The following is a 24,286-nucleotide window of genomic DNA, read 5'->3' as shown; positions in this document are numbered from 1 at the left end:
CGTTCTTCCCAAGGTGATGCATCCACCCTAATAACGAAGGCCGCGCCGGGATTTTTCAGCGCCGGGCCACGGCCCTGAAAAATACCCGCCTCTCGATCGTTATAGGGCTGTAAATGAGAATCACCCTCAATCGGGTGCGACGCTTTCTTTGGGAGACTCCCCCTATGGCCCTGCTGATCAGACCGATATCCCTGTTTTGCTTATTGTTGGTGCTCGCCGCCTGTGGCGGCGGCGGTGGTGGCGGAGGCGGCGGCGACGCCGTGGACCGCCCCCAGGCCCGCGCCAGCGCCGACACCACCGAGGTGAACGCCGCCGAAGGCACCGTGCACCTGGATGGCGGCGAGAGCACCTCGCCCAACGGCGACATCACCACCTGGCAATGGCGCTTCCTGAGCCGCCCGGAGGGCAGCGAAGCCGCCCTGGACGGTGCCGACACCGCCCAGGCCAGCTTCACCCCGGACCTGCCCGGCACCTACGTGATCCAACTGGTGGTCAACGACGGCACCGCCGACAGCGGTGATGGCTCGTCCAGCCGCGTCACCGTCACCGCCCTCAACCCCAACCCGCTGGCGGTGGTACCCAACGAAATCAACTGGATCCTGGGCACCGTGCAACTGGACGGCTCGCGCAGCCTGCCGCCGGACGGCGGTGACGCCGGCCAGCTGGTTTATGACTGGACCCTGACGCAAAAGCCGGATGGGAGCGCGGCGGAACTGGACGATGGCAGCCAGATCTATCCGCGCTTCACCGCCGATGAAGTCGGCGTCTACCAAGCCCGGTTGGTGGTGCGCTATGGCGATAAGGTGAGTCAGCCGGACACCGTGAACATCAATATCGTGGAGGCCAACGCCATTCCGGTGGCGCGCATCGACGCGCCCAGCGATGTCACCCGAGGCGACACGGTAACCCTGGATGGCAGCGGCAGCGAGGACGCCGATGGCGACAGCCTTCAGTACCGCTGGCGCTTTATCCAGAACCGGCCACGGGGTTCCAGTGCCGAACTCAGCAGCACCGACGGCGCGGAGACCACCTTCGTGGCGGATTCCGCCTATGGCACCGGCCGTTACAACGTGGAGTTGTGCGTGTTCGACGGCACTTCGCGCAACTGCACCGACACCCGTATCGAGGCGGCCCCGGCCACCGGGGGCGACAACACCGCGCCGGTGGCGGAGATCAACCCGGGCAACGGCGATACCTTCGAAGCGGAACGCGGCGCGGAGGTCACCGTGAGCAGCGGTGCCTACGACGTGGACGGCGACGCCCTCACCCATGAGTGGGAATTCACCGATTACCCGAGCGGCTTCGACCCGGAAAGCGCCAATGGCCTGGAACCGAGCAGCTACTGTTCCGCTACCTATTGCCCGGCCACGTTCACCCCCACGGTGGATGGCGACTACACCGTGCAACTGACGGTTTCCGACGGGCAAGCCAGCGACACCACCACGGAAACCTTCACCGCCCGCCTGGGCGCTAACCGGGAACCCTCCGCCCGGGCGGCCATCGCCGGCGGCACGCCCACCACCCTGGTGGGGAACCCGGTGACGCTGGACGGAGAAGACAGTTCCGATCCGGATGACAACCGTCTGAGCTATCAATGGACCATTATCCAGCGCCCCGACGACAGTCAGGCGCAACTGCAACGTCCCAACACCGCCTTACCGACCCTGACCCCGGATCGGGCCGGGGCCTATGTGGTATCCCTGGTGGTCACCGATGAACATGGGGCCACCAGCAACTATGTACCGGGTAACAGCCTGTACGAAGTCACGGTGCTTGCCAAAACCGAAAACAACGCGCCCATCACCCGGATATACAAAGCCACCGCGGGCATTGCCGACTATGAGAATCGCGCCAACCCGGGGCCGCAACATCCACACTACGATGCGGCGCAACCCTTCGTCATCACGAACCAGTGGCTTGAGGGTGACCGAAACGAGTTCCGGGCCGACCGATTCAAACTGGAAGCGGACAGCACCGATCCGGACGGCGATACGCTCAGTCACCTCTGGACCCTGGTCAGCGCGCCGGCGGGCAATCGGATGCAGGTAAACGGGTCCTCCGGTATGGATGGCGTCTTTGGCGATAATACTTGTGTGGAAGCCTGGACGCCGGTGAGCGAGGAGACCTGGCAGGCCTTCAGGGAACGTATTGAGGCGTACACGGAATGGCCCTGTTCAAAGCCCGCCTTGTCGCCCACCGAGCCGGGCGTCTATGTCTTCGAGTATCAGGTCTACGATGGCAGTGAGTTCGCCGGACCGTTCACGGCCACGGTACATGCCGTGGAGCGGGCGAATTACCCGACGTTGCTGATGGAAGTCCCTTCAAAAAATCTAGCGGCGGAGCCGTCCAGTGTTGATGTGCAGACGTTTTTCCCGCTTACCATAGGCAATGGGTTTGTTATTTCGCACGTCTACCCCTGGAAAGGCCCGGAAATCGAAGTGCAACGTTTCCGGCTCACCGCCTTCGGCGGTGACTACACGCTGATGAACGTGGAAACCGGGTCCGAGAACATGAATTACAGTTCCTTGTTACTGGATACGGCCACCGGTGAAACCGTGGGTAATGGCTATCTCATCGCCGAGGGGGAAACCGTGGAGCTTGTCTATAAAGTGGAGATTACGGGGGAGACGCCACCTTCCAGCGTTAGTGAAGCCATTCAGATGCTGCAACGTTTGCGGTCCGCCGATATCCGGGGCAGCTTCAGTGTGCAGGAGAGGCCGGGCTGGACGGTAACAATCGAAGGTTATTAAGCCTTTCTCCTTTTTTCAGCGTCGGGCCATGCTCCTGAAAAATACCCGGCTCTCGATCGTTATAGGGCTGTAAATGAGAATCACCCTCAATCGGGTGCGACGCTTTCTTTGGGAGACTCCCCTTATGGCCCTGCTGATCAGACCGATATCCCTGTTTTGCTTATTGCTGGTGCTTGCCGCCTGTGGCGGCGGTGGTGGTGGTGGAGGCGGCGGTGACGCCGTGGACCGCCCCCAGGCCCGCGCCAGCGCCGACACCACCGAGGTCAACGCCGCCGAAGGCACCGTTCACCTGGACGGCGGCGAGAGCACCTCGCCCAACGGCGACATTACCACCTGGCAATGGCGCTTCCTGAGCCGCCCGGACGGCAGCGAAGCCACCCTGGACGGCGCCGACACCGCCCAGGCCAGCTTCATCCCGGATCTGCCCGGCACCTACGTGATCCAGCTGGTGGTCAACGACGGGACCGCCGACAGCGGCGACGGCTCGTCCAGCCGCGTCACCGTCACCGCCCTCAACCCCAACCCGCTGGCGGTGGTGCCCAACGAGATCAACTGGATCCTGGGCACCGTGCAACTGGACGGCTCGCGCAGCCTGCCGCCGGACGGCGGCGACGCCAGCCAGCTGGTTTATGACTGGACCCTGACGCAAAAACCGGACGGGAGCGCGGCGGAACTGGACGATGGCAGCCAGATCTATCCGCGCTTCACCGCCGATGAAGTCGGCGAGTATCAGGCCGAACTGGTAGTGCGCTACGGTGACAAGGCCAGCCAGCCGGCCACGGTGAACATTCATATCGTCGAGGAAAAGGCGCCGCCGGTAGCAGCCATCGCGCCGCTGGACGAAACCGTTCTGCGTGGCGAGATCGCCACCGTGGATGGCTCACCCAGCGAGGATCCCAATGGTGGTGAACTCCAATACCGTTGGCGCTTTACCAGTCTCCCCGCCGGTGCCAGCGGCGAGTTTCTCAATGGCAGCGAGAAGCAAGCCCAGGCCCGCTTCGTGGTGGATTCGGCGGCGAGGGCTTACTACCGCCTTGAACTATGCGTTTACAACGGCATTTCAAGAACCTGTACCCGCCCGTTTCAGGTGAATGTGGCGGCGCCGGAAGATGAACCGAACACGCCGCCGGTCGCGGTGATCGCCCCCTCCTACAACGCGACCTGGGAGGCGGAGCGGGGGGCATCGGTGAATACCAGCGGTGGCAGTTCCTATGACATTGATGGTGATGCTCTGACCTATAAATGGGAACTGGTTTCCGCGCCGAGTGGATTTGACGCCGGATCAAACAGCAGCCTGGATAGTTGTGTGAGTAGCACCTGCTGGCCGGGTTTCACGCCGACGGTGGACGGGAGTTATCAGGTTCGGCTCACGGTCTCCGACGGTGAAGCCAGCGATTCAGCGACGGAAACCTTTACCGCCAGGTTGGGTGCCAACCGGCCCCCTTCGGCCTCCGCGGCGATCTCGGGTGCATCCACCGTGCTGGTTGGTGTGAGGGTCACGTTTGACGGAGAAGGTAGCACTGACCCGGATGATAACCGGCTTGATTACCAGTGGACACTTCTTGATCGCCCCGACGCCAGCCAGACCGTGCTTCAGGGCAGAAATACCGCTTTCCCCACGCTGGTCCCTGATCAGGCTGGGCCTTACCGGGTGCGATTGGTGGTTACTGATGAACACGGTTGGTCATCGCTGGCGACCGAGGTCGTGTTGATGGCGAAGGCCGCGAATAACATACCTCTGACCCGTATCTCAAAAGCGGCGAGCCATATGGCGGGTGAGGCCCGTACTTTCACGCAACCCGATTACAGCGAGGAGCAGCCGTTTGCGATTGTCGGCCAACGGAGCAACTCCGGTGGCGATGGTCCTTTTTTCAGGAACGATTATTTCGCCCTGGTCGCCGACAGTTACGATCCTGACGGAGACCCCTTGAGCCACCTCTGGTCTCTGGTGGATGGTCCGTCGGTTAATCGCTGGGAATATAACAGTTACGGCGGATTGGGTTGTCTGGAGACCTGGAATCGTTTGGGCGGCGAGAATCTTCAGGACTATCTTGGCCGTGTTGCCGCCCGTACCGAGTGGCCCTGTCCGGAATTACGATTAGGGCCAACCGAGCCCGGCACCTATGTTTTCCAGTATCAGGTCTATGATGGTAGTGAGTTTGCCGGACCCTTCACTGCCACCGTGCATGCCGTTCTTAGAGAAAACTATCCGGGGCTTTTGCTAGAAATACCGACAACATACTACCGGGATGGAAACCCCATTGATGGGGCTCTGCAAGCCACCTTTCCATGGGTTGATGAGCAGGTTTGGCGATCATCGGATTTGCAGCAATGGAATGAGGGCTTGATCAACCGTGAAACTTTCCGTTTAACCGCCTTTGGTGGTGATTACACCCTGGTGGATGTGGCCACCAATTCCGACAATCCGAACTATGTTCCCGAGTTTTATGATCTGACCAGCGGCAGAGCGATAACGGAGGGTTATGTCATCCCACAGGGAGAGTCCATTGATATTGTTTATCGATTAGCAATTTCAGGTGAATCAGAGCCGACTAGTCAGGATGGTAGGGAGGCTGTCGCCGCTCGTTTGCGAGAGGCGAACATACACGGCTCCTTCCGTATACAGGAAAGGGCGGGCTGGATGATCTCTATTGGCGGCTAGCTTTTCATTTTCCGCTCTTAGAACGCCGGGCTTTGAGTCCGGCGTTTTTTTTGGGGCCGCCAAAATGTGAAGGAGACCGCTTTTTTCGATTGATCGAAAAAAACATGAAAAATTTTGTCGCCGCTCTCGTTATTTATATGAGAACGCAAATCATTTGTGTTCTTGCCGGGGCCGCCCCGGCGGCCGGAGCTGGGCTACGGAAGGAACAGGGATGACCCCACCTTCGGCCACTTTCCAAAACATTTCATTGATCAAGGAGTTTGAGTGATGAAAGAGAAAATCATGAAGTCCGTCCTCGGCGCCGCTGTGCTTTCGATTTCCATGACCGGGGGGGTTCAGGCTGCCCCCTTCGAGGGTGATGTCAGCGATGGCACCTATATCGCGGTCGGCAAGTCCGGTGGACCCTGGGGGCCACACCAACCGAATCTCTCTGGTATTGGTCTGGATGCTGGCGGGATGACGCAAAGCCAGATCGTGGATATCCGGTTCCTGGCGAGCATGGACCCGACCGGCCAGGCTTTGGATTATGGTGAAGTCGCCCGGCAGCTCGACATGAGAGGTACCGGGCCGGATCCCGATCACACCGGGCTGGGTTACTTTACCCTTGTCGGGGTGGGTGATATCAGCGATGACGTTTGGTACGGGGAGTGGTCATGGGGTGGCCCTTCAGGATTCAGTGACCGGTCCGTGTTCTACATCGGTGATAAGGAAAGCGTGTCCATGCCTTCGTCCGGGTCCGCCACTTACAGTGTAAACGGCCTGAACCAATTTGCCGCGGCTGGGGATCACCTGAGCGGTGAAATCAACGTGGACTTTGGGGGGGGGCCGGGCAGTGTCCAGGGGCAGCTTACAAACACCAGCCGTGATTTCGGTATCAGTGTAAACGCCGAGATTTCCGGAAGTTCGTTTGACGGTACTTCACGGGCATATGCCCCTAGTAACGACTCCACCTTGGCCAATGGCCTGAGTAAAGGCGAGTTCTATGGTAACCAAGCCGAGTTCCTGGCGGGCATGGCCACCTTTGAAGACCACGCTGAGTACGACACCTCCTTCGGCGGCGAGCGCGGCGCGATCATTCCCTGATCCGTGGTGTTCCTCCGCTTGATTTTGAGCCGGGCACGGCGTTAGCCGCCGCCCGGTTCCTTTCATTTTCCTGCTATTTTCCGCGAGCTTTCCTCCATGCGCTTCTTCGCGTTATTCCGTGTTCCCTACCGATATGCTCATCTTCTTTTCTTGATTTTTTTGGCTTTCGGTATATCCCAGAATGTCGTCATCGCTGACCAGGACACCGAACTGCGTCTGCAGCAGGATATCGAGCGTTCGGCACGGCAGCGGGAGCAGGAACTGTTGCGCGATGAGCGGGCCAAGGACGAAGCGCTGCCGAATCTGATCATCAATGGCGAGGAATACCAGGTGCGCCGCAACCGGAACGATTTGGGCAGGGCCTTGTACGTGGCGCTGCGTAGTCGTAACTGGTCGGCGGCCGTGCGCTTTCTTGATGCTTATCGTGAGCTGGAAAATCCGGACCCTATCCTGTTGCACTATGCGGAAGGCAAGTTGGCCCGATTACGCGGTGATCTGGATCGGGCGGAGCAAGAGTTTCGCTCCTTGTTGGCGTTGAACGACACCTTCCTGCCGGGCCGGTTGGAGCTGGCCCGGGTGTTGTTCGAGAACCAGAAGAATCGTGAAGCCGAAACCCGTTTCCGTGACATTCTTGCCCAGGTCGAAGGGGTTCCGGATCAACGGAAAACCGCTGGGGTAAGAAGCACGCTGGAGAATTTCCTGCAGGCGTTAAAGGAACGCCGTAGCTGGCAGGGGCGCATAGCCGTGGGGCCGGGTTACAGTGACAACGTCAACCAGAGTTCAGAAAGCGAAACCTGCCTGATCTGGTTCGCCGAGGGCTTGTGCTACGTGAGCCGCACGGCTCCGGAAGCGATCAGTACCGAAACCCTGACCTATGAAATGAGCCTGGAGAAGGACGTGTTCCTGCCCGGCCATCATGGCTTGTATTTCCGTGGGCTGGCCTATGGCGATCGCTATCGGGATTACAGCATTTACAACCAGGACACCATCAACGCCAGTGCTGGCTACCGGTTTCGTGACGTCAATGATGTGTACAGCCTGGCGCCGTCGTTCGAGCATGCCCGTTACGGTAATGATGGGCTGTATGACGCCTGGGGGGCGCGTGCGGAATGGATGCACTATTTATCGCCGCGTACCGCGTTCAAGTTCGAGGCCAGCCATAAGCGCATGCGCTATCGGGAGGTCTATTCCCGCTTTGATGGCGACATGAATAATCTGTATGCCACCGCCTGGCACCGGCTCAATGGAGGATGGACCCTGTTCGGCGGTCTCGATGGCGTGGACCGGAACACGGAGGAAGCGCTTAGTTCCTATGAGCAATATGGCCTGCGTCTTGGTGTCTCAAGATCGTTTCCGCTGGTGGAAAGCACCATGTTCGCCTCTCTGCGCGAGAAACACTACGACGCCTACAGTGCTCTTTTGGGCGAGCGTCGTGAGGATCGGGAGCGACGCTATATCGCCATGTTCAGCTTTCCACGTCTGTCCGTGGCCGGCCTGGTGCCGAGCCTGAATCTGGAGCACACCCGGGTGCGCAGCAACGTGGACTGGCTGTACAGCTACGAGGAAAACGCCGCCAGTCTGAAATTCGAGTGGCGTTTCTAGCGGGCACTCCAGCGCTTACATGCGGCCGGTCTGTTCGTAGCGTTCGTGCCAGCTCAGTGCTTCGCTCAGCAGGTGGGGGGTGTGCAGGCCACGGCCGCTGGCGCTGGCGCGCTCGAAGTAGTCGAGCAGGCGCGGGCGGAAGTCCGGGTGGGCGCAGTGCTCGATGATGCGGCGCGCCCGTTCCCGGGGCGGCAGGCCGCGCAGGTCGGCCAGGCCCTGTTCGGTGACCACGATCTGCACGTCGTGTTCGGTGTGGTCCACGTGGGAGACCATCGGCACGATGGCGGAGATGGCGCCGTCCTTGGCGGTGGACGGCGTCATGAACACGGACAGGTAGCCGTTGCGGGCGAAGTCCCCGGAGCCGCCGATGCCGTTCATGATGCGCGTGCCCATCACATGGGTGGAGTTGACGTTGCCGTAGAGGTCCGCCTCGATCATGCCGTTCATGGCGATCACGCCGAGGCGGCGGATCACTTCCGGATGATTACTGATTTCCTGGGGGCGCAGGACGATGCGGTCGCGGTAGAAGTCGATGTGTTCGGCGAGGTCGCGGTTGGCGTCCGGGCTCAGAGAAAAGGCGGTGGCGGAAGCCGAAGCCAGCTTGCCGCTTTTGAGCAGTGAGAGCATGCCGTCCTGGAGCACCTCGGTGTAGGCGGTGAGGTTCTCGAAGGGGCCGTCGGCCAGGCCGGCGAGCACCGCGTTGGCGATGTTGCCGACGCCGGATTGCAGTGGCAGAAGGTTCGCCGGCAGGCGGCCGGCGTCCACTTCGCGGCTGAAGAATTCCAGCAGGTGGCCGGCGATGCGGCGCGATGCCTCATCCGGTTCGCTGAAGCGGGAGTTGCGGTCCGGGGCGTTGGTTTCCACCACGGCGATGATCTTTTCCGGCGGGCAATGCAGGTAGCGTTCGCCGATGCGTTGCTGCGGGCCGGTGAGTGGAATCGGCTGGCGGTGCGGGGGCAGGGCGGTGCCATAGTAGACGTCGTGCATGCCGTCCAGGCCGGCGCTCTGGCCGTGGTTCACTTCCAGGATTACCCGGTCGGCCAGGTCGATCCAGGTCTTGTTGTTGCCGATGGACGAGGAGGGAATCAACGCCCCCTGTTCGGTGATGCCGGCCACCTCGATCACCGCCACGTCCAGTTTGCCGAAGAAACCGGCCCAGGCGTAGGGGGCTACGTGGGACAGATGAATGTCGATGTATTCCATCCGCCCTTCGTTGATCTTTTGCCGGCATACCGGGTCGCTTTGGTAGGGCAGTCGCAGTTCAATGCCGTCCACCTCGGCCAGGGCGCCGTCCAGTTCCGGCGCGGTGGAGGCACCGGTCCAGATGCTGATGCGGTCGGCTTCGCCATGGTTGTGGTGCGCGCGCATCCGCGCCGCCAGAGCCTGCGGTACCGCCTTGGGATAGCCGGCGCCGGTAAAGCCGCTCATGCCCACGTTGGCCCCGGCGGGAATCAACGCCGCCGCCGCGTCGGCGTCCATGATGCGTTGGCGCAGTCGGGGGCAAAGAATACGTTGGGCGCTCATGGCGACGACTCCGGGCGGGAATAAGATACAAAAATCCGGGGGGAGTCTACCACACGGGAAACGGATTCGGGGCCGGCTCAGGGGGAGGGCGGTTCCGTCTGGCGATCACGCCGGCGCTGATATTCCTCCCGGGTCACGCCCAGGCCGGCCAGCCAGCGCACCGAGCACTCCGCGAAGCCCTCGGGCAAGCATTGAAGGATTTCGGGGAGGCTGGCGGACGTGCCCAGTTGCTGGAGGGCCGCCAAAACGTGCCGCTGACGCTGGTAGGGAGACATGAGAGTTGGCCGTTATTGGTAAATACGGCCAAATAGCCGGGTTGACGGTCAATAATCCCGTTGCCGATTGCGGAAATATCAGGCGCCGGTTTCTTGAAATTGGCGGCCATGGCTGCCCCTGGTTCTTGCCGCGGAGCAGCTCGCGCAGGGTAACGGTGCCGGTTTGGCGGGATGCTCTGGCGCCATGGCGTCACAAGGATGCTTCCACCGGGCAGCGATACTTTTCTGACCAGTTGGAAAGATGAAATAAAGGCGCGCCGGTGGAGCGTGTCGAAGCCCGTTGCAGCGAGGCCGTGGCTCGCTCTATATCGACTCGACCCGAAGAGACCCGGGCGCCGCCGTCCGCCCTGCTGGCCGTGGTGACGCATAGAAGCGAGCAGGCCAGGGCATAAGCAATGGCGAATTTCATTGTTGATACGCTCCTCTCCGTTTCGCCGGTTCATCCCGATGGATACAGATGGTCTCTTGGCGCTTCCATATGTTTGCGTAGCCGGGTGAAGTTCCATGTCAGGGGGCCTGATTCAGTAATTCCGTTGACGATTCGTGAAATCAGGCGCCCGTTTCTTGAAGTTGGCGGCCATGGCTTCGCCCTGGTTCTTGCCGCGCAGCAGCTTGAACTGCAGCCGGGATTCCTCGTGGAAGGCCTGGTCCTCGGACTGGTTCCAGGTGCGCTGGAACAAGGCCTTGGTGGCGCTGATCGCGTCCGGGGAGCGTTCCAGCAGGGCGCGGGCCAGGGCCAGGCTTTCGGCGCGTGGGTCGTCGGCGACGCGGGTCACCAGGTTGAGTTGCTTGGCTTCGGTGGCGTCGAAACGGCGGCCGGTCATGGCCAGTTCCTTGGCCACGTCCAGGGGTACCAGCTCGCGCAGCGTGACGGTGCCGGTCATGTCCGGGATCAGACCCCATTTGATTTCCATCACCGACAGTTCGCAGTCCGGCGTGGCGACGCGGAAGTCCGCGGCCAGGGCCAGTTGCAGGCCGCCGCCATAGCAGTAGCCATGCAGCTCGGCGATCACCGGCACCGGCAGTTCCCGCCAGGCCCAGCAGGCTTTCTGGAACAGGTTGGTTTTCCTGACGCCGAATTTGGTGAACGCCAGCAGCATTTTCAGCGGCGTCTTGGTGACGGTGGCGAAATCCAGGCCGGCGCAGAACGCCTTGCCCGCGCCACGCAGGATCACCACCCGCACGTCCCGGTTCTTGCGGATGGCGCGGGCGGTGTTCACCAGCTCCTCCAGGGTTTGCAGGTCCAGGCCGTTGTATTTGTCCGGCCGGTTCAGGGTGACGGTGGCGATGTGGTCCTCGACCGTGAGCGTGACGCGGGCCATGTTCATGGGGCGAGCTTCTGCTGGAGCAGCTGATTCACCTGCTGCGGGTTGGCCTTGCCCTGGGTGGCTTTCATCACCTGGCCGACGAAGTAGCCGATTTTCTTTTTGCGTTTGGCGTCGTCGGCGCTGCGGTAGTCCTCCACCTGGGCGGGGCTGTCGGCGATTACCTGGTCGACGATCTTCTCCAGCTCACCGGTGTCGCTCATCTGCTTGAGGCCCTTGGCCTCGATGATGGCGTCCGGGTCGCCTTCGCCGTTCCAGCAGGCCTCGAACACCTGCTTGGCGATCTTGGAGCTGATGGTGCCGTCCTTGAGACGCAGGATCAGCTGGCCGAGCTGTTCGGCGCTGACCGGGCTGTCGGCGATGTCCTTGTCCTCGCTGTTGAGCCTGGCGGCCAGTTCGCCCATCACCCAGTTGGCGGCCAGCTTGGCGTCGCCGCCGTGTTGCGCCGCCGCTTCGAAGTAGCGCGCCGTGGCGATGGAGCCGGACAGCAGGCCGGCGTCGTAATCGGACAGCTGGTACTGCTCCACGTAGCGGGCCTGGCGGGCGTCCGGCAGTTCCGGCAACTCGGCGCGAAGGGTGTCGATCTCTTCCTCGCTGACCAGCACCGGCAACAGGTCCGGGCAGGGGAAGTAGCGGTAGTCGTTGGCGTCTTCCTTGGTGCGCATGGAACGCGCGGTATTGGTTTCACCGTTATAGAGCCGGGTTTCCTGAACGATTTTGCCGCCGTCCTCGAGCACGTCGATCTGGCGTTCCACTTCCAGCTTGATGGCTTTTTCCATGAAGCGGAAGGAGTTCAGGTTCTTGGTTTCGGTGCGGGTGCCCAGCGGCTCGCCCGGGCGGCGCACGGAGATGTTCACGTCGAAACGCATGTTGCCTTGGGACATGTCGCCGTCGCACACGCCCAGGGAGGTGACGATGGCGTGCAGCTTGCGGGCAAAGGCCACCGCTTCCTCGGCGTTGCCCATGTCCGGTTCGGAGACGATCTCGATGAGTGGCGTGCCGGCCCGGTTCAGGTCGATGCCGGTCTGGCCATGGAAGTCCTCGTGCAGCGATTTGCCGGCGTCTTCTTCCAGGTGCGCGTGGTGGATGCGCACGGTTTTTTCGCGGCCGTCCTCAAGCTGGATGACCACTTCGCCGGCGCCGACGATGGGCTCCGCCAACTGCGTGGTCTGATAGCCCTTGGGCAGATCCGGATAAAAATAATTTTTCCGCTCGAACACCGAGCGGCGGCCGATGTCCGCGTTGATCGCCAGGCCGAAGCGTACCGCGTTGCGGATCGCTTCCTTGTTGACCACCGGCAGGGTGCCGGGCATGCCCAGATCAATCAGGCTGGCGTGGCTGTTGGGAGCGTCGCCGGTGGCGGTGCTGGCGCCGGAAAAGATTTTCGAGCGGGTGGCCAGCTGCACATGCACCTCCAGCCCGATCACCACTTCCCAGCCATTGTGCAAAGAGGAACTCATTGAAACGCTCCCGGGATCCGTTGGTGCCAGTCGGTGGCCATCTGGTAGCGGTGCGCCACGTTCAGGATGCGGCCTTCCTGGAAGTAGTTGCCGATCACCTGGGTGCCGGCGGGCAGCCCGTCGACAAAGCCGCTGGGCATGGACAGCGCCGGCAGGCCGGCCAGGTTCACGGCGATGGTGAACACGTCCGCCATGTACATGTTGACCGGGTCGTCGGCCTTGGCGCCCAGTTTGAAGGCGGTTTCCGGGCTGGTGGGACCCATCAGCACATCCACTTCCTTGAAGGCACGGGCGAAGTCGTCGCGGATCAGCCGGCGCACTTGCTGGGCGCGCTTGTAGTAGGCGTCGTAGTAGCCGGCGGACAGCGCATAGGTGCCCACCAGGATGCGGCGCTTCACTTCCGCGCCGAAGCCTTCGGAGCGAGAGCGCTTGTACAGGTCCTCCAGATCCTTCGGGGCCTCGCAGCGATAGCCGAAGCGCACGCCGTCGAAACGGGACAGGTTGGAGCTGGCTTCCGCCGGGGCGATCACGTAGTAGGCCGGTACCGACAGCTTGATGCTGGGCAGTGACACCTTGACCAGTTTGGCACCCTGTTTTTCCAGTTCGCGCATGGCGTCGCGGGCATTGTCGGCGATCGCGCCGTCCAGGTTGTCCGGGAAGAATTCCTCCGGCACGCCGATGCGCAGGCCGTCCAGGTTTTGCTCCAGGGCGCCCAGGTAATCGTCCACCGGTTCGTTGAGGCAGGTGGAGTCCTTATCGTCATGGCCGGCCATGGCCTGCAACATCAGCGCGCAGTCGGCGGCGCTGAGGCCCAGCGGGCCGGCCTGATCCAGGCTGGAAGCGAAGGCGATCATGCCCCAGCGGGATACGCGACCATAGGTGGGCTTGAGGCCGGTGACGCCATTCAGCGCCGCCGGCTGGCGGATCGAGCCGCCGGTGTCGGTGCCGGTGGCGCCGGGGGCCAGCCGCGCCGCCAGGCAGGCCGCGGCGCCGCCGGAGGAGCCGCCGGGTACCCGTTCGGTGTCCCAGGGGTTGCGCACCGGGCCGTAGAAGCTGGTTTCGTTGGAGGAGCCCATGGCGAACTCGTCCATATTGGTCTTACCCAGCATGATGGCGCCTTCCCGGGCCATGTTGTCCACCACGGTGGCGGTATAGGGCGCGATGAAGTTGTCCAGCATCCGCGAGCCGCAGCTGGTGCGTACGCCCTCGGTGCAGAAAATATCCTTGTGGGCGATGGGCAGGCCGGTGAGCAGGCGCTGGTCGCCGGCGGCGATGGCCTGGTCGGCGGCGTCCGCCTGGGCCAGAGCCTGCTCGCCGGTGACGGTGACGAAGCTGTTCAGCTCGCCGTCGCGGGCCTGGATACGGCCCAGGAAGTGCTCGGTCAGCTCACGGGCGGAAAAATCCTTCGCCTGCAAGCCGGCTCTCAATTCGGTCAGTGTCTTGTCATGCATTGGATTACTCGATCACCCGGGGTACCAGGAAACAGCCTTCCTCGCTGGCGGGGGCGATGGGCAGGACCTTGTCGCGCACGTCCGGTTCGGTGACCCGGTCGTCGCGCAGGGGCTGGCTCACTTCCAGCGGGTGGGCCAGGGGTTCGACATCGCTCACGTCCGCCTGCTGGAGCTGGTCGACCATGCCGAGAATCTCGTTGAGGCGCTCGGAAAGCGCCTCGCTCTCGCCGTCGTCCACCTGCAAACGGGCCAGATGGGCCACGCGCGCGACCACCTGGGAGTCAATGGCCATGGGGTTCTCCACGAATTCGGGGGAAAGGCGGGAAAATACCACATCAAGGGGGGCGTTGTGGATACGAAGTGACGACCGGGCCAGCAGGGATGGCCCGCTCTCCTTGCCGATTCCCCGCGCCGTTGCTAGAGTTGCGCCATCTTGTTGCCGGCGCGTGACGATCCCCGCCGGCAGCCCCGCTACTTCTTATCGAACTCTCAGGAAACAGGCCAGGATGTCCGTGATCAAGCGCATTCGGGGGATGTTCTCCACCGATCTTTCCATCGACCTTGGCACCGCCAACACCCTTATCTATGTGCGTGGCCGCGGCATCGTCCTTGATGAGCCCTCCGTGGTGGCGATTCGTCATCATGGTGCTCAGAAGAGCGTTGCGGCGGTGGGCGCCGACGCCAAGCGGATGCTGGGGCGGACCCCGGGTAACATCACCGCCATCCGGCCCATGAAGGACGGCGTGATCGCCGACTTCGACGTCACCGAGAAGATGCTGCAGTACTTCATCAAAAAAGTGCATGACACCGGCTTCTTCCCGCCCGCGCCGCGAGTACTGGTGTGCGTGCCGTGCAAATCCACCCAGGTGGAACGCCGCGCTATCCAGGACTCCGCCTTTGGCGCTGGTGCCCGGGACGTGTACCTCATAGAGGAACCGGTGGCGGCCGCCATCGGCGCCGGCTTGCCGGTGGAAGAGGCGCGCGGCTCCATGGTGGTGGACATCGGTGGCGGCACCACCGAGATCGCCCTGATCTCCCTGAACGGCGTGGTTTATTCCGAGTCCGTGCGCACCGGCGGCGACCGCTTCGACGAGGCCATCGTGGCCTTCGTGCGCAAGGAATACGGCTCCCTGATCGGCGAGTCCACCGCCGAGCGCATCAAACACGAGATCGGCACCGCCTACCCGGGCGGCGAGATCCTGGAGATCGACGTGCGTGGCCGTAACCTGGCGGAGGGCGTGCCGCGCCAGTTCACCCTCAATTCCGAGGAAATCCTGGAAGCGCTCAAGGACCCGTTGTCGGTGATCGTCAACGCGGTCAAGAACGCCCTGGAAGCCTCGCCGCCGGAGTTGGCCAGCGACATCGCCGAGCGTGGTCTGGTGCTCACCGGTGGCGGTGCGCTGCTGCGCGACATCGACCGGCTGCTCTCCGAGGAAACCGGCCTGCCGGTGATCATCGCCGACGACCCGCTCACCTGCGTGGCCCGTGGCGGCGGCAAGGCCTTGGAACTGATGGATACGCAGGGCCTGGACATGCTGGCCATGGGCTAAGGGCCCATGTCCTCCGCCAACCCTACCTACCGCCTGCTGATCGCCCTGGTGCTGGCGGTTGTGCTGATCGCTCTGGATCAGCGCAGCCGCTGGGTCGAGCCGGTGCGTTACGGCTTTGGCTACCTGACCGCCCCGGTGCACTATCTGGCCCACCTGCCGGTGGACGCCGTGAATGGCTTTCTGCGACTGACCGAAACCCGTACCAAGCTGATGGAATCCCGGGAGCGCCTGGAGCGCCAGGTCCTGATCCTGGAGCAGAAGGTGCAGCGCCTGGCGGTGTTGCAGGCGGAGAACACCCGCCTGCGTGAGTTGCTGAATTCCTCCGCGAACCTGGACGCCTCGGTGCTGGTGGCGGAGATCATCGGCGTCGATCCGGACCCCAACCGCCAGGAACTGGTGATCAACAAGGGCGGGCGCGATGACGTGGCCCAGGGCCAGGCGGTGCTGGATTCCGAAGGGCTGATCGGCCAGGTGGTGGAAACCGGGCCGCTGTCCGCCCGGGTGCTGCTGATCACCGACGCCAGCCACGCCATGAGCGTGCAGGTGAACCGCAACGGCGTGCGCGCGATCCTGGCCGGCACTGGCCAGGGCAACCGCCTGCGGCTGCTGTACGTGCCGGATACCGCCGATATCCGCGAAGGCGATTTGCTGGTCAGCACCGGCCTTGGCCAGCTCTACCCGCGCGGCTACCCGGTGGCCCGGGTGGTCAGTGTGAGTCATCACTCCGGCGCCGCCTTCTCGGAGATCGAAGCCCGGCCTACCGCCCATCTGGACCGTGTCAGCCATGTGCTGCTGGTGCAGGCCATGGAGCCTGTCAGTGGCCCGGACATGGAACGCGAGCCCGGCGATGCCGCCGCCGGGGGAGAGGAGGCCGCCGATGCAGCTCAATAGCGAACGCCCGGCCGGCACTGGCGTCATCCTGGTGACCCTGTTGCTGGCGGCGCTGCTGGAGGTGGTGCCGCTCAGCGACAGCCTTGACTGGGTGCGTCCGGAGTGGCTGTTGCTGGTACTGCTGTACTGGGTGCTGTCTCTGCCGCACCGTATCGGCGTGCTGTGGGGCTTCATGGTGGGGCTCTACCAGGACGTGCTGGTCGGTACCACCCTGGGCCAGTGGGCCCTGGCCTACGCCCTGGGCGCCTATTTCATGCTCGCCGCCTACAAGCGCATGCGGGTGTTTCCGCTGTTGCAGCAAAGCGCGGTGGTGTTCCTGCTGGTGGGCTCGGCCCAGTTGCTGGCCTATCTGGTGCAGGAGTCCGTGGGGCGGACGCTTTACCCGCCCTATACCATTCTCTATTCCGCCGCCGCCAGCGCCGTGATCTGGCGGCCCCTGTGCGCGCTGTTGCGCTGGGTCCAACTGCGCTTTTTGGTGCGCTGATGGCCGCCGGCGACCCGCGCGCCCCGCGTTTGTATCTGGCTTCCGGTTCACCCCGGCGCGCCGAGTTGCTGGCGCAGATCGGCGTGCCGTTCAGCGTGCTGCGCGCGCCGGGCATCGATGAGACTCCCTTTGACGGCGAGGCGCCCCGGGACTACGTGGAACGCATGGCACGGGAAAAAGCCGCCGCGGGCCAGTCCGGCGCCCCGCCCGGCGCGCCGGTGCTGGGTGCCGACACCGCCGTGGTGCTGGACGACCGCATTCTCGGTAAGCCCGCCGACGACCGGCAGGCCCTGGCCATGCTGGAAGCACTCAACGGCAGGGAACACCGGGTCATCTCGGCGGTCTGCCTGAGGGTCGGTGAGGCGCACCGTCTGGCCACCTCGGAAACCGGGGTGTGCTGGCGGCGGGTGCCGACCGAGCGGTTGCGCGCTTACCTGGCCACCGGCGAAGGCCGGGACAAGGCCGGCGCCTATGGCATTCAGGGCCTGGGCGCGGCACTGGTGGCTTCCGTGACGGGCAGTTACAGTGGAGTGGTGGGTCTGCCCCTGGCGGAGACCGTTTCGCTCCTGGAATGGGCCGGAGTTCCCTATTGGCAGTGACGAATCACGGCGTGCGCTGGCGTAACAGGCTGCGCCGCCAGCTCTGGTGGCTGGTGGCCGCGCCGGTATTGCTGATCGCCGCCTACGCGGTGGTGGCGCGGCAACTGATGATGCTGGTGCCGGATTACCGCCAGGACCTCGAAGCTCTGATCGAGCAACGGCTCGGTTTTCCCATTGTCATCGACCAGCTCAGCGGCGATATGGACGGGCTCACGCCCCGTTTCCAGGTGCGCGGCCTGACCCTGCCGGACGCCGATGGCGAACCCTCTTTGCGCCTGGATCAGGTTTCGGTAAGCGTCAATGTGCTGGCCACCCTCTGGCATCGCCAGCCCTACCTGCGCGAACTGCGCATTCAGGGCGTCGATGTGCATCTGGTCCGCGACCCGGACGGTGGCATCCGGCTGCGTGGTTTCGAGGCGCTGCACCGTGACGGTGACGATAACCTGGCGGACAGCCTGCGCACCCTTTACCGGCAGGATCGTATTCTGGTCGAGGACGCCCGTTTCTCCCTGGACTGGCCCGGCCTGCCGCCTCTGGCGGCCTCCTCCCTGACCCTGGCGATGGTCAACGAGGGCGGCGAGCACGCGCTGTCGGCGCGGGTCGAAGCCAGAGACCGGCCGTTCTCCGTGGACGCCCGGCTGCTGGTGGACGGCGACCCGCTTTCCCTGGCGGAGCTGAATGCCCGTGGCTATCTCGACGTGCACGGTGAGCGTTTGCAGGAATGGCTGCCCGAGGCACGGGACTGGCCGCTGGATCTGGCGGCGCTGAACGGGCAGGTGCGCGCCTGGGGCCGGATCGAGAACGGCGCGCCCCGAGCCGGACAGGTGCGGTTGACGGCACCGGAAGCCACCCTCACCGACGGCGATGGCCAATGGCCACTCAGCGACCTGCGACTGGACGCCCAGTGGCGGCGGGACGGGGACGGCGACGGCGAGAACCAGTTGTCGGTGACCTCCCTGACCGGCGAGACCCCCGCCGGCGCGGTATCGCCGGGCCCGGTAGCGCTGCGCTGGCGGCGCCAGGACGATCAGTACCATTGGCGTTTCAAGGGCGACGACTTGGCCATTCACGCGCTTACCCGGCAACTGGCCGAATGGCCGTTCGCGTTGCCGGAAGGCCTGGATACGGTGCGTGACCGGTTGCGCGAACACGAACCCCGGGGGGTGCTGGAGGCGGTCTATCTGGACGGCGTGGATGGCCGGGTGGCGCACCTGCAGGCCCGTTTCGCCGGGCTGGCCAGTGACGCCCTCGACCGGGTGCCCGGCATCAGCGGCCTGACCGGCTGGTTGGCGGGGACCCCGGACGGCGGCGTGGCCCGGCTCGATGGCGAGCCCTTGCAACTGACCGTGCCGCGTCTCTATGGCCACCCGCTGAGCGCGGCCTTTAACGGCCCGCTGCGCTGGCGCAGCGAGGCGGACCACTGGTGGGTGGAAAGCGGCGTGTTACGCGCCGCCAACGCCGACGCCCGCGGGCTGGCCATGCTGCGCGTGGACGGTGGCGCCGCCTATCCGGTGCCGGAACTGCGCCTGCTGGCGGATGTCTTCGATGGCAACGGTGCCCGTGCCGCCCACTACATCCCCATGGAAAAGCTCAAGGACCCGCTCGGTGACTGGCTGGCCCAGGCTTTCCAGGGCGGCCACCTGGATCATGGCCGGTTCCTGTATCAGGGACCGGTGAAGATCGACCCGGACCGTCAGCAGGACCGCACCTTCCAAATGCGCTTCCAGGCCCGTGACGTGGTGTTGTCCTTCCTGCCGGACTGGCCGGCGGCCACCGGGGTTGACGCCGATGTGCTGATCGATGGCCGGCGCGTCACCGGCACCGTCAGCCAGGGGCAATTGTTCAATACCAAACTGCGCGGCGTGAGCGTGGATCTGCCCGAGGTGACGGACCCCGGCCAGCGCCACATTCTGGTCCAGGGCCGGCTGGACGGCCCGGCCACGGATCTGGACCGCCTGTTCCATGACACACCGCTGGCCCAGCGGCTGCCCGCCGGCCTGCTGGACTGGCGCTTCCGGGACGGCACCGTGGGCGGGCACCTGCTCCTGGATATGCCGCTGGGTGGTAAGTCCCGCCAGCCGATGGTGATCGTGGACGGTCGCGGCGACCAGGTGACACTGCGCAACGAACCTCTCAACCTGAGCCTGACCGACGTGAGCGCACCGGTGTATTTCCACCTTAAGCGCGGCATCAACATGCGTACCCTGGAAGGCCGCGCCCTCGGCGCCCGCTTCCAAGGGAGCTGGTTGACCCGGGGGCCGGACAGCCAGATGCAGCTCACCGGCAAGGTGGCGGTGGAGCGCCTGCGTGACTGGTTGGATGCGGACTGGATGGCGCCAGCCTCGGGCACCTTGCCCCTGGAACTGGACCTGGCCATGCCCTGGGGCGGCAATGCCTTCCGTCTGGAGGGACGTTCCACCCTGGAAGGCGTGAAGGTGGACGCCCCGGCCCCTCTTGGCAAGGCGGCCAGCCAGGCACGCACCAGTCGCCTGGTATGGCGTCAGCGCAGCGGCGCCAATCAGGTCTCCGTTTTCTACGGCCAGATCGGCGAGGCCCGATTCCGCCTGGGCGACAGCCTGGCCGGGGCGGTGCGGCTGGGCGGCGGCGAGCTGCCCGAAATGCCGGCCCACGGGTTGACCATCGAAGGCCGGGTGGCCCGTGCCGACGCCGCCAGCTGGCTGGATTTCGTCTCTGGCCTGACGCCCGCCGGCGCCGGCCAGAACGGCAGCGGCGGTGAGGGCGGCGCCGACGCGCGGAGTCTGATCAACCGGGTGTCGCTGTCCATCGACCGGCTCGACCTGTTCGGTACCGAACTGTCCTCCGCCCGTTTTAGCGCCGCCCCACGCGGCCGCGATTGGGAGCTGGGTCTGGCCAGTCCGTCGGTGGCCGGCACCGTGCGCCTGCCGGAAGGGTACCAGGCCCGGGGCGATACGCCCCTGTCACTGACGGTGAACCGGCTGCGGCTGCCGGACAGCCCCCTCGGGGGCGGCGGCGACCAGGGTGATGGTGATGGCAAGCCACCGTTGTCACCGACTAGGGTACCGATCATGGATGTGGAACTGCATGATCTGCGCCTCGGGGGCCAGGCCCTGGGAGCCTGGTCCGGACGGCTGCGCCCGGTGGACGGCGGCGTGCGGGTGGACGCCCTGCGCGGCCAGTGGAACCACATCAACGTGGATGGCCGGCTCACCTGGACCGAGGACGGCGAGGGCAGCCAGCACAGCCGCTATCAGGGCACTCTGGGGTCCGATGACCTCAAGGCCGCTTTCTCCGCCCTGGACTTGCCGCCGCTGGTGGAAACCGAGGACGCCCGGGCGACCCTGGATCTGGCCTGGAACGACTGGCCTCTGAAGCCCGATTACCTGGCCTTGAACGGCACCGCCACCCTGGATATCGGCGAATGCCGGCTGCCGGACCCGGAGGGGCGGACTTCCCTGCTGCGGCTGCTCGGGGTGGTCAACCTGGCGAATATTCAGCGCCGCCTGCGCCTGGATTTCTCCGATGTGTACCAGCAGGGACTGGCCTGTGATGGTATCGACGGCGAATTCCGCTTCGATGGACCGGTGCTCACCGCTCGTGAACTGGCCATCGAGTCTCCTTCGGCGGCCTTCGAGGTGAACGGCGAGGCGCAACTGGCCAAACACACCCTGGACCTGGAGGTGGGCATGACCCTGCCGTTGTCCAGTAACCTGTACGCTGGTTGCCTGGCCGGACCGGCGGTGTGCGCCGGTATCTTTGTGGTGGAGCGGCTCTGGGGTGATAAGCTGGATAAAACGACCACCATGAAATACCAGGTCTCCGGGCCCTGGGGCGAGCCCAAGGTCAAGGAGACGGAGGGCTTCCTTGAGTAACCCGATCACCGTGGCCGCCGTGCAAATGACCAGCGGCACCGACATCGACGCCAACCTGACGGCGGCCGCCGATGGCCTGGAGCGTGCCGCCGAGGGCGGCGCCACCCTGGCGGTGCTGCCGGAGAATTTCGCCGGTTATGGCGTCGACTACCGGCAACTGGCGGAACGCCACGAGGCGCTATGCCAATGGCTCGGCGAGCGTTCCCGAGCCCTCGGCCTGTGGGTTCTGGGGGGCAGCCTGCCGGCTCTGACCCGACCGGACGGCAGCGCCGTGCCGGCGCCCCGGGTACGCACCCGGGCGGTGCTCACCGGCCCGGACGGCGCGGTGGCGGCGCGCTACGACAAGCTGCACCTGTTCGACGCCGACGTGGCCGATGCCCAGGGCCGCTATCGGGAATCCGACGTGTTTGAAGCCGGTGACCAGGTGGTGGTGGCGGAGGCCGGTGGCCTGCGCCTGGGCCTGGCGATCTGCTACGACCTGCGCTTTCCCCTCCATGCCCGCGCCCTGGCGGACGCCGGTGCCGATCTGATCGTTTACCCCAGTGCGTTCACCGCCACCACCGGCGCGGCCCACTGGCGGGTGCTGCTGCGGGCCGCCGCGATCCAGAACGGCTGCTACGTGCTGGGCGCCAACCAGTGCGGCGCGCACAGCACGCAGCGCACCAGTTACGGTCATTCCCTGCTGGTGGACCCTTGGGGCCGGGTGGTGGCCGAGGGCGGTGACGGCCCTGGCGTGGTGCTCGGCCCGGTGGACCCGGCGGTGCTCAAGACAGTACGCTCCGGCCTTCCGGTTCATACCCATCAACGATTCCAAGTGAGCGGTCCCGATGACTTTTGACGGAGTGCCTGTCTCTGACAGTGAACGCCTTTCCCTGGCGTCCGACATCCTGCTGGCCCCGGCCGATCTGGGCCCCGACCAGCTGCAGACCCTGCTCGGCGGCAAGCTGGCGGGCAGCGCCGATTACGCGGACATTTACTTTCAGCACAGCCGCCACGAGGCCTGGGTGCTGGAAGACGGCTTGGTACGTGACGCCAGCTTCAACCTGGAACGGGGCGCCGGGGTGCGCATCGTCAGTGGTGACAAGACCGGCTTCGCCTACAGCGACGATATCTCCCTGGATGCGCTCACCCAGGCCGGTGGCGCCGCCGCCGCCATTGGCCGCCAGGGCGGCGACAAGCCGGTGCGCATCGACGTGGCCAAACCGGTACCGGCACGCTACGCGGCCCTGGACCCGCTGCCCGGCTGGAGCAGTGAGATGAAGGTGGCGCTGCTGCGCGAGATGGATCGCCTGGCGCGCTCCCTGGACCCGGCGGTGAAGGAAGTCACCGTGAGTCTCAGCGGCGAGCAGGACGTGGTGCTGGTGGCCGCCACCGACGGCACCCTGGCCGCCGATGTGCGCCCGCTGATCCGCTTCAGCATTTCCGTGATCGCCGAACGCGACGGTCGCCGCGAGCGCGGCAGCGCCGGCGGCGGTGGTCGGGTGGCCTACGACTGGCTGCGCGAGGACGGCAAGCTGGAGGCCTGGACCCGGGACGCGGTGCGTCAGGCGCTGCTCAATCTGGAAGCGGAACCGGCTCCGGCCGGCACCATGCCGGTGGTGCTTGGTCCGGGCTGGCCCGGCGTGTTGCTGCACGAAGCCGTGGGCCACGGCCTGGAAGGCGACTTCAACCGCAAGGGTACCTCCATGTTCAGCAAGAAAATGGGCGAACCGGTGGCCTCCAGCCTGTGCACCGTGGTCGACGACGGCACCCTGCCGGATCGGCGCGGGTCCCTGAACGTGGATGACGAGGGCACGCCCAGTGGTTACAACGTGCTGATCGAGCAGGGCCGCCTGGCCGGCTACATGCAGGACAAGACCAACGCCCGGCTGATGGGCGTGAAGCCCACCGGCAACGGTCGCCGCGAGTCCTACGCGCACCTGCCCATGCCGCGCATGACCAACACCTACATGCTGCCCGGCGAGTCCGAACCGGATGAGATCCTGGCCAGCCTGGACCGGGGCATCTACGCGGTGAACTTCGGCGGCGGCCAGGTCGACATCACCTCCGGGCGCTTCGTGTTCTCCACCAGCGAGGCCTACCTGGTGGAGAAGGGCAGGATCGTCTGCCCGGTGAAGGGCGCCACCCTGATTGGCAGCGGCGCGGAGGTGATGAACAACATTTCCATGGTCGGCAATGATCTGGCCCTGGACAGTGGCATCGGCGTGTGCGGCAAGGACGGTCAGTCGGTGCCGGTGGGCGTTGGCCAGCCGACCCTGCGCGTGGACGCCCTGACGGTGGGCGGGACCGCCTGATGAGCGTGCAGGTGGCGGAGGTGCTGTCACGCATGGGTCTGTTTCAGGGCCTGGACGCGGACGACCTGGCGGCCGCCGAGAAGCTGGTGTTCGTTAACCGGGTGGCGGCGGGCGACACCGTATGCCGGGAAGGGGACCGCAGCGATTTCGTTTGCTTCGTGGTGCGTGGCCGGCTGGAAATTCTCAAGAACCAGGCGGACCAGGGCGGTACCGTGCTGATCGCCCACATCAACCCCGGTGATTCCCTGGGCGAGATGGCGCTGGTGGATCGCCAGCCGCGTTCCGCCACGGTGCGAGCCTCCGAGGACACCACCCTGGTGGTACTGACCCGCAAGGGCTTCGAACAACTACGCCGCCGGCGGCCCCATGCCGCCGCGCAAATGATGGAAAACATCGCCCTGCTGCTGTGCGAGAACCTGCGCCAGACCTCTTCCCGCCTGGCCCGGTTCATGCTGCCGCTGGGCTGAGCATCGATGGTCTGGATC

At 64.7% G+C, this 24,286-nt stretch carries 19 protein-coding genes; 12 read left to right on the top strand and 7 right to left on the bottom strand.

Annotated elements, in window-relative coordinates; all coding sequences use genetic code 11:
* Positions 1-164 precede the first annotated feature (164 nt).
* From JF515_RS15195 to JF515_RS15180, 4 genes are all read left to right on the top strand, one after another.
* Positions 165-2,750, top strand: coding sequence for a PKD domain-containing protein (locus JF515_RS15195; protein WP_203105297.1), 2,586 nt, complete (start codon positions 165-167; stop codon positions 2,748-2,750).
* A 124-nt stretch (positions 2,751-2,874) separates the two neighbouring features.
* Positions 2,875-5,412 (top strand): PKD domain-containing protein, encoded by a 2,538-nt coding sequence (locus JF515_RS15190; protein ID WP_203105296.1) that lies wholly within the window; start codon positions 2,875-2,877, stop codon positions 5,410-5,412.
* 267 nt (positions 5,413-5,679) lie between these two features.
* Positions 5,680-6,495 carry a Slam-dependent surface lipoprotein gene (locus JF515_RS15185; RefSeq protein WP_203105295.1) on the top strand — a complete coding sequence of 272 codons (816 nt, stop codon included), beginning with the start codon at positions 5,680-5,682 and terminating at the stop codon, positions 6,493-6,495.
* 159 nt (positions 6,496-6,654) lie between these two features.
* A complete protein-coding gene (locus tag JF515_RS15180) occupies positions 6,655-8,097 on the top strand; it encodes a surface lipoprotein assembly modifier (protein WP_203105294.1) in 1,443 nt (480 codons plus the stop codon).
* A 15-nt stretch (positions 8,098-8,112) separates the two neighbouring features.
* Here JF515_RS15180 and JF515_RS15175 read toward each other — a convergent pair whose 3' ends face one another.
* From JF515_RS15175 to gatC, 7 genes are all read right to left on the bottom strand, one after another.
* Entirely contained in the window at positions 8,113-9,621 is a 1,509-nt protein-coding gene (locus JF515_RS15175; protein WP_203105293.1) for an acetyl-CoA hydrolase/transferase family protein, read from the bottom strand.
* Between the two features lie 77 nt (positions 9,622-9,698).
* Positions 9,699-9,896 carry a hypothetical protein gene (locus JF515_RS15170; protein ID WP_203105292.1) on the bottom strand — a complete coding sequence of 66 codons (198 nt, stop codon included), beginning with the start codon at positions 9,894-9,896 and terminating at the stop codon, positions 9,699-9,701.
* Positions 9,897-10,086: 190 nt separating this feature from the next.
* Entirely contained in the window at positions 10,087-10,305 is a 219-nt protein-coding gene (locus tag JF515_RS15165; protein WP_203105291.1) for a hypothetical protein, read from the bottom strand.
* Positions 10,306-10,417: 112 nt separating this feature from the next.
* A complete protein-coding gene (locus tag JF515_RS15160) occupies positions 10,418-11,224 on the bottom strand; it encodes a crotonase/enoyl-CoA hydratase family protein (RefSeq protein WP_203105290.1) in 807 nt (268 codons plus the stop codon).
* Positions 11,221-12,681: an Asp-tRNA(Asn)/Glu-tRNA(Gln) amidotransferase subunit GatB gene (gatB, locus tag JF515_RS15155; RefSeq protein ID WP_203105289.1), complete on the bottom strand. Its 1,461-nt coding sequence runs from the start codon at positions 12,679-12,681 to the stop codon at positions 11,221-11,223. The genes JF515_RS15160 and gatB overlap by 4 nt, the downstream gene beginning before the upstream one ends.
* Positions 12,678-14,132, bottom strand: coding sequence for an Asp-tRNA(Asn)/Glu-tRNA(Gln) amidotransferase subunit GatA (gene gatA / locus JF515_RS15150; RefSeq protein ID WP_203105288.1), 1,455 nt, complete (start codon positions 14,130-14,132; stop codon positions 12,678-12,680). Before gatA ends, gatB begins: the two co-directional genes overlap by 4 nt.
* Before the next feature lie 4 nt (positions 14,133-14,136).
* Entirely contained in the window at positions 14,137-14,424 is a 288-nt protein-coding gene (gene gatC / locus JF515_RS15145) for an Asp-tRNA(Asn)/Glu-tRNA(Gln) amidotransferase subunit GatC (RefSeq protein WP_203105287.1), read from the bottom strand.
* A gap of 220 nt (positions 14,425-14,644) precedes the next feature.
* Here gatC and JF515_RS15140 point away from each other — a divergent pair, with 220 nt between their 5' ends.
* The 8 genes from JF515_RS15140 to JF515_RS15105 are packed head-to-tail and all read left to right on the top strand — an operon-like array spanning position 14,645 to position 24,268.
* Complete coding sequence (locus JF515_RS15140) at positions 14,645-15,682, top strand: rod shape-determining protein (protein WP_138774288.1); 1,038 nt, start codon at positions 14,645-14,647, stop codon at positions 15,680-15,682.
* 6 nt (positions 15,683-15,688) lie between these two features.
* Positions 15,689-16,573, top strand: coding sequence for a rod shape-determining protein MreC (mreC, locus tag JF515_RS15135; protein WP_203105286.1), 885 nt, complete (start codon positions 15,689-15,691; stop codon positions 16,571-16,573).
* Positions 16,560-17,057, top strand: a complete 498-nt coding sequence (gene mreD, locus JF515_RS15130) for a rod shape-determining protein MreD (protein ID WP_203105285.1) — start codon at positions 16,560-16,562, stop codon at positions 17,055-17,057. Before mreC ends, mreD begins: the two co-directional genes overlap by 14 nt.
* Positions 17,057-17,656, top strand: coding sequence for a Maf family protein (locus tag JF515_RS15125; protein ID WP_203105284.1), 600 nt, complete (start codon positions 17,057-17,059; stop codon positions 17,654-17,656). The genes mreD and JF515_RS15125 overlap by 1 nt, the downstream gene beginning before the upstream one ends.
* Positions 17,653-21,507 carry a YhdP family protein gene (locus JF515_RS15120; protein WP_338015236.1) on the top strand — a complete coding sequence of 1,285 codons (3,855 nt, stop codon included), beginning with the start codon at positions 17,653-17,655 and terminating at the stop codon, positions 21,505-21,507. The genes JF515_RS15125 and JF515_RS15120 overlap by 4 nt, the downstream gene beginning before the upstream one ends.
* Positions 21,500-22,345, top strand: a complete 846-nt coding sequence (locus JF515_RS15115; protein WP_203105282.1) for a carbon-nitrogen hydrolase family protein — start codon at positions 21,500-21,502, stop codon at positions 22,343-22,345. The genes JF515_RS15120 and JF515_RS15115 overlap by 8 nt, the downstream gene beginning before the upstream one ends.
* Positions 22,335-23,801: a metalloprotease TldD gene (gene tldD, locus JF515_RS15110; RefSeq protein ID WP_203105281.1), complete on the top strand. Its 1,467-nt coding sequence runs from the start codon at positions 22,335-22,337 to the stop codon at positions 23,799-23,801. The genes JF515_RS15115 and tldD overlap by 11 nt, the downstream gene beginning before the upstream one ends.
* Complete coding sequence (locus JF515_RS15105; protein ID WP_203105280.1) at positions 23,801-24,268, top strand: cyclic nucleotide-binding domain-containing protein; 468 nt, start codon at positions 23,801-23,803, stop codon at positions 24,266-24,268. Before tldD ends, JF515_RS15105 begins: the two co-directional genes overlap by 1 nt.
* Positions 24,269-24,286 lie beyond the last annotated feature (18 nt).

Origin of the sequence: Alloalcanivorax marinus, from assembly GCF_016785095.1 — a bacterium.
Taxonomy (GTDB): Bacteria; Pseudomonadota; Gammaproteobacteria; order Pseudomonadales; family Alcanivoracaceae; genus Alloalcanivorax; species Alloalcanivorax marinus_A.
Note: the sequence above shows the minus strand (reverse complement) of the source record. Positions and strands in the feature narration are given on the sequence as shown.

What these genes read in the sequence shown, in the direction of transcription:
- JF515_RS15195 (WP_203105297.1), top strand. Translation starts at nt 165, where the DNA reads ATGGCCCTGCTGATCAGACCGATATCCCTGTTTTGCTTATTGTTGGTG.
- JF515_RS15190 (WP_203105296.1), top strand. Translation starts at nt 2,875, where the DNA reads ATGGCCCTGCTGATCAGACCGATATCCCTGTTTTGCTTATTGCTGGTG.
- JF515_RS15185 (WP_203105295.1), top strand. Translation starts at nt 5,680, where the DNA reads ATGAAAGAGAAAATCATGAAGTCCGTCCTCGGCGCCGCTGTGCTTTCG.
- JF515_RS15175 (WP_203105293.1), bottom strand. Translation starts at nt 9,621, where the DNA reads ATGAGCGCCCAACGTATTCTTTGCCCCCGACTGCGCCAACGCATCATG.
- JF515_RS15170 (WP_203105292.1), bottom strand. Translation starts at nt 9,896, where the DNA reads ATGTCTCCCTACCAGCGTCAGCGGCACGTTTTGGCGGCCCTCCAGCAA.
- JF515_RS15165 (WP_203105291.1), bottom strand. Translation starts at nt 10,305, where the DNA reads ATGAAATTCGCCATTGCTTATGCCCTGGCCTGCTCGCTTCTATGCGTC.
- JF515_RS15160 (WP_203105290.1), bottom strand. Translation starts at nt 11,224, where the DNA reads ATGAACATGGCCCGCGTCACGCTCACGGTCGAGGACCACATCGCCACC.
- gatB (WP_203105289.1), bottom strand. Translation starts at nt 12,681, where the DNA reads ATGAGTTCCTCTTTGCACAATGGCTGGGAAGTGGTGATCGGGCTGGAG.
- gatA (WP_203105288.1), bottom strand. Translation starts at nt 14,132, where the DNA reads ATGCATGACAAGACACTGACCGAATTGAGAGCCGGCTTGCAGGCGAAG.
- gatC (WP_203105287.1), bottom strand. Translation starts at nt 14,424, where the DNA reads ATGGCCATTGACTCCCAGGTGGTCGCGCGCGTGGCCCATCTGGCCCGT.
- mreC (WP_203105286.1), top strand. Translation starts at nt 15,689, where the DNA reads ATGTCCTCCGCCAACCCTACCTACCGCCTGCTGATCGCCCTGGTGCTG.
- mreD (WP_203105285.1), top strand. Translation starts at nt 16,560, where the DNA reads ATGCAGCTCAATAGCGAACGCCCGGCCGGCACTGGCGTCATCCTGGTG.
- JF515_RS15125 (WP_203105284.1), top strand. Translation starts at nt 17,057, where the DNA reads ATGGCCGCCGGCGACCCGCGCGCCCCGCGTTTGTATCTGGCTTCCGGT.
- tldD (WP_203105281.1), top strand. Translation starts at nt 22,335, where the DNA reads ATGACTTTTGACGGAGTGCCTGTCTCTGACAGTGAACGCCTTTCCCTG.
- JF515_RS15105 (WP_203105280.1), top strand. Translation starts at nt 23,801, where the DNA reads ATGAGCGTGCAGGTGGCGGAGGTGCTGTCACGCATGGGTCTGTTTCAG.